14 protein-coding genes and 1 pseudogene are annotated in these 14,055 nt (G+C 53.0%); all 15 read right to left on the bottom strand.

Translation table 11 applies throughout. From position 1 onward, the window contains the following. Window positions 1-4 precede the first annotated feature (4 nt). Complete coding sequence (gene dsrB, locus MOMUL_RS07925; RefSeq protein ID WP_062283719.1) at window positions 5-1,192, bottom strand: dissimilatory-type sulfite reductase subunit beta; 1,188 nt, start codon at window positions 1,190-1,192, stop codon at window positions 5-7. A 15-nt stretch (window positions 1,193-1,207) separates the two neighbouring features. Beyond that, complete coding sequence (dsrA, locus tag MOMUL_RS07920) at window positions 1,208-2,626, bottom strand: dissimilatory-type sulfite reductase subunit alpha (protein ID WP_062283715.1); 1,419 nt, start codon at window positions 2,624-2,626, stop codon at window positions 1,208-1,210. 480 nt (window positions 2,627-3,106) lie between these two features. Continuing rightward, window positions 3,107-4,156, bottom strand: a complete 1,050-nt coding sequence (selD, locus tag MOMUL_RS07915; RefSeq protein WP_201786488.1) for a selenide, water dikinase SelD — start codon at window positions 4,154-4,156, stop codon at window positions 3,107-3,109. 188 nt (window positions 4,157-4,344) lie between these two features. Beyond that, a complete protein-coding gene (locus tag MOMUL_RS07905; protein ID WP_062283710.1) occupies window positions 4,345-4,581 on the bottom strand; it encodes a sulfurtransferase TusA family protein in 237 nt (78 codons plus the stop codon). Further along, window positions 4,581-5,336 carry a helix-turn-helix domain-containing protein gene (locus tag MOMUL_RS17540; RefSeq protein ID WP_407937686.1) on the bottom strand — a complete coding sequence of 252 codons (756 nt, stop codon included), beginning with the start codon at window positions 5,334-5,336 and terminating at the stop codon, window positions 4,581-4,583. The genes MOMUL_RS07905 and MOMUL_RS17540 overlap by 1 nt, the downstream gene beginning before the upstream one ends. Beyond that, window positions 5,313-5,462, bottom strand: a pseudogene (locus tag MOMUL_RS17865) (helix-turn-helix domain-containing protein); the annotation flags it as partial. The pseudogene MOMUL_RS17865 and the gene MOMUL_RS17540, both read right to left, overlap by 24 nt. Before the next feature lie 43 nt (window positions 5,463-5,505). Continuing rightward, window positions 5,506-6,882, bottom strand: a complete 1,377-nt coding sequence (locus MOMUL_RS07895) for a cobyrinic acid a,c-diamide synthase CobB (protein ID WP_062283705.1) — start codon at window positions 6,880-6,882, stop codon at window positions 5,506-5,508. Between the two features lie 17 nt (window positions 6,883-6,899). Further along, window positions 6,900-7,973 carry a hypothetical protein gene (locus tag MOMUL_RS07890; RefSeq protein WP_062283701.1) on the bottom strand — a complete coding sequence of 358 codons (1,074 nt, stop codon included), beginning with the start codon at window positions 7,971-7,973 and terminating at the stop codon, window positions 6,900-6,902. A gap of 14 nt (window positions 7,974-7,987) precedes the next feature. Further along, complete coding sequence (locus MOMUL_RS07885) at window positions 7,988-9,112, bottom strand: hypothetical protein (protein WP_062283698.1); 1,125 nt, start codon at window positions 9,110-9,112, stop codon at window positions 7,988-7,990. A gap of 3 nt (window positions 9,113-9,115) precedes the next feature. Continuing rightward, the gene (locus tag MOMUL_RS07880; protein WP_054936478.1) at window positions 9,116-9,370 is read right to left on the bottom strand and encodes a TusE/DsrC/DsvC family sulfur relay protein; all 255 of its coding nucleotides are present in this window, start codon (window positions 9,368-9,370) and stop codon (window positions 9,116-9,118) included. A 72-nt stretch (window positions 9,371-9,442) separates the two neighbouring features. Next, entirely contained in the window at window positions 9,443-9,760 is a 318-nt protein-coding gene (locus MOMUL_RS07875) for a TusE/DsrC/DsvC family sulfur relay protein (protein ID WP_054936477.1), read from the bottom strand. A 119-nt stretch (window positions 9,761-9,879) separates the two neighbouring features. Continuing rightward, window positions 9,880-11,256 carry a (Fe-S)-binding protein gene (locus MOMUL_RS07870; RefSeq protein ID WP_062283695.1) on the bottom strand — a complete coding sequence of 459 codons (1,377 nt, stop codon included), beginning with the start codon at window positions 11,254-11,256 and terminating at the stop codon, window positions 9,880-9,882. Then, on the bottom strand, window positions 11,256-11,918 hold the full coding sequence (locus MOMUL_RS07865; protein ID WP_062283693.1) for a respiratory nitrate reductase subunit gamma: 663 nt from the start codon (window positions 11,916-11,918) through the stop codon (window positions 11,256-11,258). Before MOMUL_RS07865 ends, MOMUL_RS07870 begins: the two co-directional genes overlap by 1 nt. 225 nt (window positions 11,919-12,143) lie before the next feature. After that, the gene (locus MOMUL_RS16915; RefSeq protein WP_169802183.1) at window positions 12,144-12,281 is read right to left on the bottom strand and encodes a hypothetical protein; all 138 of its coding nucleotides are present in this window, start codon (window positions 12,279-12,281) and stop codon (window positions 12,144-12,146) included. A gap of 17 nt (window positions 12,282-12,298) precedes the next feature. Next, on the bottom strand, window positions 12,299-13,762 hold the full coding sequence (locus MOMUL_RS07860; protein WP_062283690.1) for a YeiH family protein: 1,464 nt from the start codon (window positions 13,760-13,762) through the stop codon (window positions 12,299-12,301). Between the last annotated feature and the right edge of the window lie 293 nt (window positions 13,763-14,055).

Raw genomic sequence — 14,055 nt, 5'->3', positions numbered from 1 at the left:
AGACCTAGTCGTCAATACCTCCTGCCGCCCTGGAGACTTCCCAGGCCGCCCCGGTAAACTTAAACTGGGTGCTGGTCCGGTAGGTATCATAGGCCAGGCGATAATCATCAATCAAGTGCTCGGTAAAGGGTATCTCGCACTTCTCAAAGAACTTCTCCCAGCCGATCCTTTCCGCCCAGTCGCCGATACGCTCATACTTCCTGGCCTCAGCAGCATAAACTTCAATGATCTTCTTGACGGTGGCCACCACTTCCGGGAAGCGGGGGAAGTTATTAGGCAGCCAGGGTACGATTACTTTGGAGAACTTGGGTTCGCTGATGCGGTTGGATATCTTGCCGCCGGCCAGGACGGCCACACCATCACCAAGCTTATCGGCAATGGGCAAAGCCGGGCACATGGTATAACAGTTGCCGCAGAACATGCAGCGTTCTTCTTTAATCTTAATCGTTTTCCTCCCGTCTTCCGTTTTTCCAGGCGACAGGGCTCCTACCGGGCAGGCGGCAATAGCCAGGGGTATTTCACAGATCGAGTCGATATTATCGTCCACAATGGGGGGTTTGCGGTGGATGCCCAGCAGTGCGATATCCGAGCAGTGCACGGCCCCGCACATATTCAAACAGCAGGCTACGGAAATCCTGACATGGGCTGGCAGGGTCATGCCTGTAAAGTAGTCCATCAGCTCATCCATGATGGCCTTGACCATGGAAGAAGCGTCGGTAGCCGGGGTATGGCAGTGAATATAGCCCTGGGTATGGACAATATTGGTTACCCCTGCACCCGTACCGCCGATGGGGAACTTGTAGCTCCCGGAGATATATTTCCGGCTTAAGAGGTCCTTTTTCAAAGCCTCTACCTTTTCATAACTGGTGACCATGAATTCGATGTTATTGCGGGTGGTGAAACGGACATAACCGTCACAATATTTATCGGCAATATCACAGATCTCGCGGATATTTTCGGCCGTCATAAACCGGGAGCCGCCGCATCTTACGGTAAAAACCTTGTCCCCGTTTTCGGAGACATGGACCATAATGCCTGGCTCTAAGATGTCATGATAAAGCCATTTACCGTAATTCTTTTGAATAACCGGCGGGAAAAACTCCCAGAAGTGCCGGGGGCCAATATCAGTAATCCTTTTTTCTGTCGGTTTCTCCGGGTTGTATTTGCCAAGGCGTTCTTGAGATAAGGCCATGATCGCAACCTCCTCCTATCGTTTATGCCGCAGACGGTAATCTTTGATATCGCGCTTCCAGCCGCCGGGTACGTCTTCTTCTTTCCAGAAGATATACGGGTTGGTGCGCGGCATTTTAACCATCTGGGGAGCAGCCGGGACGCCGATAACCTCCAGGAACCTAGGCAGCCCTTTACGCTGGATCAGTTCGCCCAGGCGCTCGCGGTTCTTGCCTTCTTCAATCCACCAGTCCCAGACCTTCTCAAGCAGCTCTTTAATGTTGTCGTAAGGTGCCTCTGCTTTCATAAAGGGAACAGTCAGCACCGCCAGCTGGGCTCCCTCCAGGATCGGCGCTTTGGCCCCAAAGAGGATGCTGACGCCCGTGTCGGTGCCAGGCCTTAAGGCCCTGGGCATGACATTGATACAGTGCATGCAGCGGTTGCATTCCTGGTTATTGATTACCAGCTTGCCGTCCTCCATGGCCATACACCCGGTAGGACAGAGATCAATGACTTCCTTCTGGATATCGAATTTGCCCCAGTCGCGACCGCTGTGGGCACCGCCATTGGGTTGAATTTCGCCCCCGATATAGGCCTGGACTGCTTCCTGGTCGATGCGGATGTCGTCCCGCCAGGTACCGATTAAGGACATGTCAGAACGGGCGATGGAAGCCACACAGCCGTTGGGACAGCCATCAATCTTGATCTTGAATTTATAGGGAAAGGCCGGGCGGTGCAGCTCATCCTGGTAATGGGTAGTCAGCTCGTAGCACAAATCCTGGGTGTCGATGCAGGCGAATTCGCAGCGGGCCTTGCCGATACAGCAGGAAGGTGTGCGCAGGTTCGAACCCGAGCCGCCAAGGTCCTGGTCCAGTTCATGGGTCAGATCATAAAAGAGGGGCTCTACCTGTTCGGTGGTGGTCCCCAGCAGGATGATATCACCGGTGGAGCCGTGCATATTGAACATGCCGCTGCCCCGGAACTCCCAGAGATCACAGAGGGCCCGCAGGAAGTCAGTTTTATAAAACTTGCTGGCAGGTTGGTTGACGCGTATGGTATGGAAATGAGCAACGGAAGGATATTTTTCGGGAACATCGGAGTAGCGCCCGATAACGCCGCCGCCATAACCAAAGACACCGACAATGCCGCCGTGTTTCCAGTGGGTTTCCCCGTCATCAAAGGATAATTGCAGCTGGCCAAGCAAGTCGTCCACTACGTCCTGGTCAATCATCATCCGCTCTTTAGGGAGTTTCTTGCGGTGCAGGGCTTCCCGTTTGGCGTCGGCGACAAAGCTGGGCCACGGCCCTTTCTCTAGTTCCTCTAAATCAGGAATATCATGCTTGATCTTAAAATCTTTAAGCTCTTCTTCCGTGTAGTTATGCAGTTCTTCGTCCGTGTAGATGCGTAACTCTTCATACTTAAGTTCCTTTTGTGGCCGCTTTGGTTTAAAATCCATAAGCAATACCCCCTTTGTTGGTGTTTGTTTGTCTGTCTGTTTGTTTGTTTATTTCAATCCTCGGCCGGCGTGAAAGCCTGGCGCAACGACGCCCAATACCAATCGGGCAGGGATCTAACTTCACCTCCTTTCCGGTAATGAATTTGAAAGAACTATCGTTAGCGTTTCCGGCCAGGACTACAAGGAATAGTTAACGCAATCCCAAACCTCTTTTTAAAACGCTTTCCGAAAACTTAACATCTCCCTTCTTGAAGTTCATGGTATTTTATAACAGCCGGAGGGATACTCCTCCTCCCTGTAGCTTTGGTTTTGCCCCCCCTTTTCACAAGTGATATTAAACCCCTTTGTTGCTGAAGGAACTACTTTTGCTATTTATAAATTTAGTTCGCTATTTCTCTTTAAATTCCTGCTACCGGCCGAATTTTTTTCTTCATTTCTACCATAAGCAAAAGCGGCAGGCTGTAAGCCTGCCGCCTGGTATTAACCTGCTGCCGTCAAGACTGTTATCTGTCCCGGGCCGGCTTCCACCTCCCCGATAATCCTGGCCGCCGTCACGCCGCGCTCCTTCAGAGCTGCCATCAGTTCCCCTGCCTTCTCCCCGGCTACAGCAATCAACAAGCCGCCGGAGGTCTGGGGATCGTAGAGGACGTCCTGGAGTGCCTCCGGTACGCCAGCATCCATACTGACATCCTTGGCAACATAACGGCGGTTATTATAAGCACCGCCGGGGATCAAGCCCAGAGCCGCAAATTCCAGAGCCCGGGGCAGGACTGGGACAGCACGGGCATAGATCACCAGGTTAACGCTGCTGCCCCGGGCCATTTCCAGGCCATGTCCCAAAAGGCCAAAACCGGTGATATCGGTACAGGCGTGGACCCCAACAGCTACCATAGCGGCCGCCGCCTCCCGGTTCAAGGTGGCCATCCAGCGGCTTACCTCTTGCTCTAGCTCCGGCGTGGCCATTTCTGCTTTAATGGCGGTAGTAATAATCCCCGTACCAAGGGGCTTGGTCAGGATGAGTTTGTCCCCCGGCCGGGCACCACAGTTGGTAACTATCCTGTCCGGGTGGACGATGCCGGTTACCGCCAGGCCATACTTGGGTTCCTCATCGTCTATGCTGTGGCCGCCTACCAGAACGGCCCCGGCCTCCAGCACCTTGTCGGCCCCTCCCCGCAGGATCTCCCCCAGGACGGTAATATCCACCTTCTTGCTGGGGAAGGCCACGATATTCATGGCTGTCAGGGGTTTACCGCCCATGGCATAGACGTCACTCAGGGCATTGGCCGCGGCAATCTGGCCGTAGAGGTAAGGGTCGTCGACAATGGGCGTAAAAAAGTCAATGGTCTGGATCAGGGCCAGGTCGTCCGTTAAGCGATAAACCCCGGCGTCGTCGACGCTATTCATACCCACCAGGAGGTTGGGATCCTGCATCACCGGCAGGTACTGCAGTACTTGCTTCAGGGTCCCCGGACCCATCTTGGCCGCTCACCCGGAACTGCAGGAAAGCCGGGTTAACTTTGGATTTTCTATCTTAGGGCTAAACCCGCAAGCGTTATCAGCTTGTGCCATTATTTTGCCCCCCTTTCTCCTCTTATTTTACCAGCTTTTAGCCATGCCATGTATGACAAAAAGGCATAATAAAAAGGCCCTTAAGGGCACCTTCTGAGCGGGTAGTATCGTGATAGTATTCAAGGATACAGGGAAAGCAAAGTATACACCTATACTCTGGAACCTTTCTTCCGGATCAGGTAGGAGTAATAATCGTCCTTTATCTCTTTACTGACAATGGTATGTCCGGCCTGCTGGCACCAGGCCGGTAAATCAAATTCCGAGGCCAGGTCATCAACCCATACTTCCAGCAAGTCCCCTGGTTTAAGCTTTTGCATCTGTTTTGCCGTGGCCATTAACGGCCCGGTACAGTTCATACCCCGGCAATCAAGTACTTTACGGGTCACTAAACTTCTTCCTCCCGTGAATTCCCTTGCAATAACCTGATCAAGTTCAGTACCAGGTTGCGCTCATCCTCTTTAGCATGGCTCACAAAACTCCGTATTTCTTGATACTGGTCTTCGGCACCTGCACTTAAAGGGCGCCGGTTTTCATTCAATGAATGCAAGAAATCCAGCAACCCCCTGATCTCCATTTCTTCCCATTCGGCCAGGGCGCGTACAATTTGCTGGAGAACCGGGCGTCGCAGGGCCTCCCGGATGTCGGCCGCCAGGCGATAATCCAGGTATAAATCTTCCTCCTCTTCCTCCATGAGGAAGTAGCAGGTTGATACCCCTAGGGCTTCGGCCAGGCTGCTTAATGTTGCCAGGGAAGGCTGGATGCGGTCCGTTTCGATCTGGCCGATAAGGCTGTGGGAAATACCCACCTGCTGGGCCAGCTCCTTCTGGGTCAGGCCCATCTTTTCCCGCAAGCGCTTTAATTTATTGCCCAGGGTATCCTCCTGGCTGGAACGCAGGAGGGAACTGGGGGACACCTCCAGGACGGCAGCCAGTTTCTCGAGAGTTTTTAACGAGGCCGTCGACCGTGAGCGCTCGATCTCGCTGATATGGGCCAGGGAGACACCGGAACGGCGGCTCAATTCGCTCAAGGTTATCCCCTTTTGTTCCCGCAAGCGCCGCAGCCTGGCCCCCACAGTATTTTGGTCCTTGTTACCATTTTCCTCTGTAAAGTAACTAATATCTACATTTAAAATACCGGCCACCTCCGCCAGGGTAGCTGTCGAAAGGCGCCTGGTACCCTTTTCTACTTCGGCCATACAGTCCGGGGCAATATCCAGACGGTCGGCCAGTTCCTCCAGGGATATGCCCCGCTCTTCCCGTAATTTCTTTAACCTTTCTCCTACCCCATAGCAAAGCTCCTCCTTATTCCCCTTACAATGTTGCCGTTTTTATTTTTCTTTTACCGGCTGCCAGGCCCACCAGGTTCGCCGCCCATTCGGGGTGGGTGGGAGCATAGAGATGATTGTACCCGGCCAGGACCCTGTTATAAAGGATGCCGTCCACCCGGCCGTCGATACCAAAGCCGCGCTGCACCCGGTAAAGAAAACCCACGGCCTGGCGGTCTAAATTAATTACCCGGGAATGATGAAACTCATGGCCTTTAATGATGCTACCCCGGGCTAAAAAGGGGCTCTCCCCTTCCACCAGCATAGTTGTATAGCCGTGGCCCTGGGGCCGGGAGGACATGGTGACATCCAAGGGCAAAGAGCCGCTCATCTCATACCAGCGTCCCTGATAATTAAGACGCCTGGCCAGGTACATCAGCCCGCCGCACTCGGCATAAACGGGCATGCCTTCAGCTACAGCCCTTTTGACTGCCTTGCGGAGAGATACATTGGCCTCCAGCTGTCCGGCAAAAACCTCGGGAAACCCGCCCCCTATATAAAGGCCGTCAATGGCCGGCAGCTTTTCATCTTGCAGGCTATCTATGGTAATCACTTGCGCACCGGCCTGCTCCAGGGCCTCCAGGTTTTCCGGGTAATAAAAGGTAAAAGCGCGATCTTGAAAGATACCCAGGCGCACCTGTGGTAAAGGCGGTTGCTGCCATTCCGGCCCGGGAGGCAGGGCCGGGACCTGGCTGGCAATGGCCAGCATGGCGTCCAGGTCAACGTTCGCTGCTATGGCTGCCCCGGTGGCTGCCAGGGCGGCATGGATGCTTTCGTTTTCTGCAGCCGGGATCAGCCCCAAGTGACGGTCGGGAATAACAAAATCCCTCTTTTTAGGCAGGGCTCCCAGGACCGGTAAGCCGGTATAGTGCTCAATGGAGCGCCGCAACATATCTTCATGCCGGGGACGGGCCACCTGGTTTAAAATGACGCCGGCTATCCTTACCCGGGGATCAAAATTTTGAAAGCCCTGGACCATGGCTGCCGCGCTCCTGGTCATGCGAACGGCATCAATAACTAAAACCACCGGGCATTTAAGGGTACAGGCAATGGCCGCCGTGCTGTTGCTCCCCTCCAAATCCAGGCCGTCAAAGAGCCCCATGGCCCCTTCTATTAGCCCCAGGTCAGCACCCCGGCAGCCAGCGCTGAAATGTTGCTCCAATTTTTCCGGCGGGAGAAAATATAAATCCAGGTTGCGGCAGGGACGGCCAGCGGCCAGGGTCAACCAGCTGGGGTCGATGAAATCCGGCCCTTTCTTAAAGGGCTGGATTACCAGGCCCCTTTGCCGCAGGGCGACAATTAAGCCCAGGGTAATGGTTGTTTTACCAGAGCGCCCGTGGGGCGCGGCGATTACCAGGCGCAGCTTCCCTCCACCTCCCCCTAATAGCGAAAATGCAGGTCGCGGCGAATGCTTGTTTGGGGCAGCCGTTTATCCACCAGTTCCTCCACCGGGCTGGCACCGATTGTTTCTAAAAAATCGCTCCAGCCCGTACGTTCGATAAACCCGGCCAGCCTTTCACCGGGTTTTCCTGCCCTGCGCCAGTAGTTGATAATGACCTCGATGCGGTCAATGATGGCGCTATAGTCCAGGGGCCGGGCCGGTACCCGGGGAAAGACGATGGCCGCCATTTCGGGCCCCTTGCAGCTATTGCCGCCATGACCGCCTACGGCAATGGCCACGTAGCTCTTTTTCTTCAGGCTAATACCTTCAGGGGCCACCTGGACGCAGGAAGTGCAACGCACGCAACGATCGACATCAATGGTTACCATAGTTCCCTTCTCAGTTTGCCGGGGCCGGATGGCTCCCGTGGGACACCAGGATACCAGGAGGCCAATGTCGATATTGGCGGCCAGGAAGCTGGCCTCGTCCACCTCTGGTACGGAATCATATAGACCCAAAATACCAATATCGGCTTCCACACCGCCGCCGCACTGGTTGGGACAACCACCGATAGAAATCTTTAAAGGAGCCGGCAAATCCTGTTGTAAAAAGTCCCGGTAAAAGTAATCAGTTATCGCCTGGGCAATACTGGGTGCATCAACAGCGGCATTCTGGCAGTGGATAAAGGAGGTGCAGCATTTTATCTGGTGCAGGGACTTGCCTGTACCACCGGCCGGGAAACCGGCGGCTTGCAATTCGGCTAGAAATTTTTCCAGTTTTTCTGGCCTGACACCTACAAACTCGAAACCCTGGCGGCTCGTCCGGCGGCCGGTTAAAGCATACTCCCGGATCCAGCGAGCGAGATCCCGCAAGGTGCTGGCGCTCAAGAGCCCGTTGGGGGGCAACAGGATGCGTACCGTTAAAAGTTCGCTGCCATCCGCTGCCAGGTGGCGAAGGACGCCAGGTTGTACCACTTCATGCCATACCCAGCTGCCCTGGCGGGCCAGCAACTCAGCAGGTATTTCCCGGCGGTAGTCGGGCATAATGCCGGCCGGCAGGTCAGGTGCGCTCACCCCGGCCACCTCCTTTAAAATCCATTTCTTTTGGGACTTAAAAGGATCTGGGGCTCGACCTTCAGGCCCAGTTCCTTGAGCACCCAGAGGGGACCAACCCGGGCGATAAAGTCCCCCACCCGTTCTTTCTTCCTGGCATTATCAGCCCAGAGTTCCAGGAAGGCACCAAAGAGATCGCCGATGGCCGTATAATCATCATCCTTGACGGGGATAAAGGGCACTAGGACATAACCCACCATAGGACCCTGGGGGCCGCGGTGGCCATACTTACCCCCTGCCACCCAGGCCACGCCCCGCTCCCGTCCGGGACGGATGGCCGGGCAGAGGTTGATGCAGGCCATACAGTGCCAGCATTTGTTCGGCACTATGGCCAGGGTGGTACCTGTCCAGGTTAAAGCTCCGGCCGGGCAGGCCGCAATCAGCCCGGCCAGGTCACCGCCGGCCTCCTGCCAGGCAGCCAGGACTTCGTTATTTATTTGCGGCAAATCACGGTAAACGCCAATAAAGGAGTGGTCCTTTTGCATCATGGCCCGGATGCAATCATTGGGGCAACCGGCAACCCCACTTTTCACCTTCTGAGGGTAACCGGGATATTGCTGTTCATCTATAAAGCGCTGTCCCAGGTAGGTAGCCAGGGCCGGGGCATCGATCAGGGCCATATCACACCTGGCCGGGCCGCAGCAGGCTGTTAAGCAGCGCAGGTCATTGCCGGTAGAACCGATATCCAGGCCCGCGGCGTTTAATTCCCTGACCATGGGGACCATTTGCTCCCTTGTAGTATAGATTTCAATGGTACCACCACTGGTGAGGTGGATGAGGCCTTTACCATAGGTTTCGGCACAAGAAGCCAATTTTTCCAGGGTTACTGCCGATAGCCACCCCCCTGCCGGGGGCAGGATGCGCAAGTAGGCCGATTCCTCAATTATCTCTGGCCGGCAGCTGTTGCGTACCGCTACGCCGGAAGGTAATTCCGGTATACTAATATACCCCCCATGGCCGTAAGCAGTTTCCCCTGTCGCCAGGCCATGTTCATACATGGCCAGGGGATAACGACTATTGCTTAATTCCCGGACATGGCTGGGGGAACGTCCTTTCATAAGCTCGTGGCAGAGGGGGAACTCCTTGCTATCTCCGGGCAAAACTTAACACTCCTTTGGCATGGGCAGGCCAGTAATCTGGCTGATTTCGCCAATGGGATTACCCGGGAAAAGTTTATAAATCTGCTTTTTTTCCAGGCCACTCAGTTTAATCAGGTTACGCAAGGTACAGATGGTCCGGTGCTGGTCATAGTACTCATAGCTAATGGCTATTAATTTCCAGTGGTCTTCGTTTAAGATAATGCCCCTCTGCCTGGCCCTAGCAGTAATTTCTCTTTTTTTATCATCTGGTGGCAGCACCTTCTACCATCCTCCCCCGAATTGATATAAAGGCCAGCACTGGCGCGCTGGCCTCCCTTTTTATATTTTACTTTACACGCAACCGGTTGGCTTGGGCAAACCGGCGATCTTGCAGGCCCCTTTAGCCGGGCCGCTGGGAAAGAGATCGTAGATCTGCTTCAGGCTATAGCCTGTTTCCTTGCAGAGTTTGCGGATCATGGGGGCAATACCGAACTGCTGGTAATACTGGCGCAGGTAGTTAACTACCTTCCAGTGATCCTCGGTCAGTTCGGTTACCCCTTCGGTTTCGGCCAGGGCTTTGGCTACGGCCTCATTCCACTTGCTGGGGTCGGCGATGAAACCGTCCTCATCAACTTCAATTTCGATGCCACCAACATTAATTGCTGGCATGGCCAACACCTCCTGCTATATTTTATTATACCTGTACCTTTGTATTTAGGCTACAGGCTAATAACACCATGATTGTTAAACATTCCTTGTTCTTATTCTCTAATACGTGGCAGCAGCTTTTAACGCACCAGGGCGTTGGCTACCAGTTCGCTGACGCCGGCGAAGCGTACCGGTAGTTGATAGTAATTGATGATCTCACGAAACTGGCCCTTGCAGTTGGAACAGGCCAGGGCGATGATACTGGCCCCGGAGGCTTTCAGCTGCTCGGCTTTGAGCTTGCCGTAGGTCTCCATACGGAATTTACGGAAATCGCCCTTTTCCATGATAGCAAAACCGCTACCGCCACCACAGCAAATACTCATTTCCCGGTTGGGCGTCAGTTCGCGAAAATCAGTGCAGCAGGCCTTGAGGATGCGACGGGGCTCTTCATACATGCCACCCAGGCGGCCCAGTTTACAGGAATCGTGGTAGGTAACGGGTTCCGGGTTCTTTTCCGGGTCAACCTTAATCCGCCCTTCCCGGATCCATTCATCTTCCAGCTCCAGGATGCTCTTGACCTCAAAGGGTCTCTCCTCGGGGGGTATGAGCCTTAACATTAAATACTTCAGCGCTTCAAAGGCATGGCCGCACTCGCCAACCACCAGGGTCTTAATCCCCAGTTTCCTGGCTGTTTCAACATGGGCCTTTATAATAGTAGTAAATTCGACATCGCTATAGAATACGCCGTAATTAACGGCATCGTTGATGCCGGTCGCCGGGGAATTTAAGGTCCAGTCAACGCCGGCGGCATCCATGACCTCAGCCGCACCCATGACCGTCTCGGCAAAGGCCAGGTAGTCACCGGCATTATGCATGAGCAGGTATTCGGCGCCCTCTTTATCAACCGGTATTTTAACTTTATAACCCTTTGTATCCTCAATCTCTTCCTCGAGAAATTCAATCATATCAAAAAAGGCGTTGGCCGGCGTGCCGGTAGCGTTACCGAATTTTGCTTGTTTCTGGGTGCCGTTTTTCTTGAGTTCGTCAGGGGCAATATCAATAGCGTCGAAAATCTTCCTGGCCTCCCGGGCAATGACGCCGTTATCGATGGCTACCGGGCAGACGTAGGCGCAGCGCCGGCAGATGGTGCAGCGGTAAATGTTCTCGGCCATGGCGTTGAGTTTCTCTTCCGTCAGGTCCTCCGCCCCTACCAGGCCCGGAAAGATTCTCCCGGGCAGGGTGAAGTAGCGCTTGTAGACTTTACGCAACATATCGGAACGGTAAACCGGATGGTAGATATCTTTCTTCCCGCTGGCCAGGTAAACCGGGCAGACCTCAGCGCAGGTACCACACTTCATGCAGGTATCCAGGGATAAAGTATAGGGTAACCAAAAGGTCCAGTTATCTCTTTGCTGGAGGGATTTCTTCATGGCCTGCAGGAATTTCTCTACCCGCGGCTCGTCTGGTTTTAGAGTTTCATCGGAAAGTACCCGGTAGTCGTCAAAAACTTTACGCATTATTCTATTTCACCCCACTTAACCTTATGATAGGTAAAATACTTGACGGCGAAGTGTGCCATACGGGTAAAAGGGATGTAGATCATAAAAAGCCACAACAACAACAGAAAGATCAGGTAGCTTCCCGGCAGGGGTAAGTGGGGTTTCAAGGTTAACAAACTGATAAAATAACTCCTGAAAGCAAAATCACTTAGAGCCCCACTGGCGAGGGCAGCTAGGGCCACCAGGAAGATAAAGAGCAGGTTCAAATATTCCACCGGCGCCGAAATCTGGCGCAGCTCGGCAGCAAATAAGCGGAACAAAAGCAACAGGCAGGAACCTGTCAGGGCTAAAACACCACCGGCCACACCCAGATAAATGGCGAAGGGGGCCCCCAACAGCAAGAAAAACAGCCAGAAGACGACTAAGTAAATACCCCAGTGCATAACCAGGGACGGAAACCATAATTTACGGTTATGGTGAAAAAGGCTGCGGAGAGTGAAAACCTCTGTCACGAGTTCGCCCAGCTGGCCTCCCAGGGTACGCGGGTAGGGAAAAAGTTCCCAGTGCAGGTTTGCGGGCGCATTATACCAGTATGCTACTTTATAACCCAGCCCCAAAACCAGGATGGCGATAGATACATACGGCAAAACGCCACCGATGAATGATTGCCAGAAATTCATAAACTGCCCTCCTCAAAAGCTTGTCTTACCCTGCATGTTTACGTTCACGCAAGTGCGACTATGATATTTATAAAATCCCGTTAGTTAACATTCTTTTTATTTCGCTATCGAGGGCAGTTTTCCTGCTGCCGGCAAAAAATTTTTTTGGTATTTATAAAAAGAGCTCAAGGCCCCGGCAATCCAGGGCCTTGAGTTTATATAAGGAACGTAACCTCGCTGTTTTACTTAAATTGTATGAGTTACCAGCAGGAGCACTACCAGCAAGACAATCCCCAGCCCAAGGCTAATGCTGATTAGCTTCTTTTCGGCAGGCATTAAATCGAACCATTCTTCCTCTTGCGGCAGGTGTTCTTGTTCGGCCATTTTTAGTTACCTCCTTTTCAGGCTACCGTCGGTGGAGTTATACCGTGGAAGAAGAGCCAGGAAATAATCAGGCCGATCCAGATAATGAAGCCGAACAGGCAGACCACATAGACGACAGCCAATCTCCCCATCCCTTCTTCCCACAGCTTTTTAAAGTTGGACATTAAACCGATGGTGAAGAAGGTCAGGGCAAAGAAGATGCCCCGGAAAGTGCCCGCCTGGCCAATGCCGGCATTTAATAGTTTTAATGTATCCTTGCCTACGACTTTACCAATCAATATAACGAGGATAAACAGGGCGGCGTAACCGAGAACGAATTTGGGGAAACGCAGCCAGATTTCCCCGGCGTTTGCTTTTTCACCTTCCCGCCGGTCGATCTTCCAGGACCAGATGATGGCCAGGATAAAGGCCCAGATGGCAATAAAGATGTCGATGAAGACCTTGACGGTCGTGGTTGCCATGAGCATCCAGCCTTCCTGCCACTTTACACCCAGGGCGCTGATGGCCTTGCTCCTGATCAGGGCATCGACCATAGCACCACTCGCAGCCGCGGCGCCGTCGGTCTTGACGGCCAGTCCCATCCAGGCACCGGCCACCATGGGCTCCTTGTAGAGCCAGGCCTGGGCGGCAAAGGGCAGAATAATCAGTTCAACGACGGCAAAGATAACGACCAGGGATGAAACAATAATGGGGATTACCGGGCGGGCCTTGATGGCGCCACCGGTGGCAATGGCCGCGGAAACACCGCAGATGGAAATACCCGAGGCCAGGGGCGCGGCCCATTCGGGGGTGAATTTAAAGTACTTGCGGGCAATAAAGTAGACCAGGGGCCAGTAGATCAAATAGGCTTCGATAATGGCGCAGAGTCCCCGGAAAACTACCTGGGCAGTTAAACCGGTAGAATGGAGGGCATTAAGGCCAATCTGACCACCGAGGATAACTATAGCTGTCTTCACAAACCACTCGGGTTTTGTTGCTTCTTGAAGATAACGGGTAAGTCCTGGGAAAAAATTACCAATAATTAAACCTACGATCAAAGCAATAATAAAGCCCGATTCACCAGTCATACGTAACGACCAGGGAAGCTTTAATTTTGCCAGCTGGTCCGGTGTAGCTGCAATATAAGCATAGTTACCGATCATCCAGCAGATATACGTAATGAAGAAGATAATGGTAAACCCGCTGATGAAACGGCGGACATTACCACCCATGGAAGCCACGCCAATACTCAGGATCACCGTCAGGAAAATATACGTAAGAATTAGCGAAACAATACCGGGAAGGCCCTTGTAGACATCTGACACCGGGGAGAGGGCCTTGGAAAGATCCAGCCACATATTGGTTTTTACTACCCAGCCGATAAGGTCGGCACCGGTTATCTTCAGAAAACCTAGGAAAAAGATAAATAATCCGATCCATAACGCCCACCAGTCTTCACTCTTAAGCAGTGGAGAGCGGGCTCCTTTGGCTTCCTGGGCCATTTTGTTCCCCCCTAAAAAATTGTTTGCTTTAATTTGTTAGCAATAATCCTCCCCTTGCTTTCCCTCAGCTCCTTAACTGTATCACCTCCCTTTCTGGCGCTCATTCTCACGTTCACTTTATCCTCGCTTTCACCCCCTCTTCCCATGTTAGCAAAGCACCATTTAAAGAGAGAAAAGAATAACGTTATCGCGTTAATAAAAATATATTTATGGGCTCCCGGGTAATATACTTAACCTAACACTCACAACAGTTTTATTATGTGAATTATCCTTGCGCTAACATTCCCATAATA

The organism is Moorella mulderi DSM 14980 (assembly GCF_001594015.1).
Lineage (GTDB): Bacteria > Bacillota > DSM-521 > Neomoorellales > Neomoorellaceae > Neomoorella > Neomoorella mulderi.
Note: the sequence above shows the minus strand (reverse complement) of the source record. Positions and strands in the feature narration are given on the sequence as shown.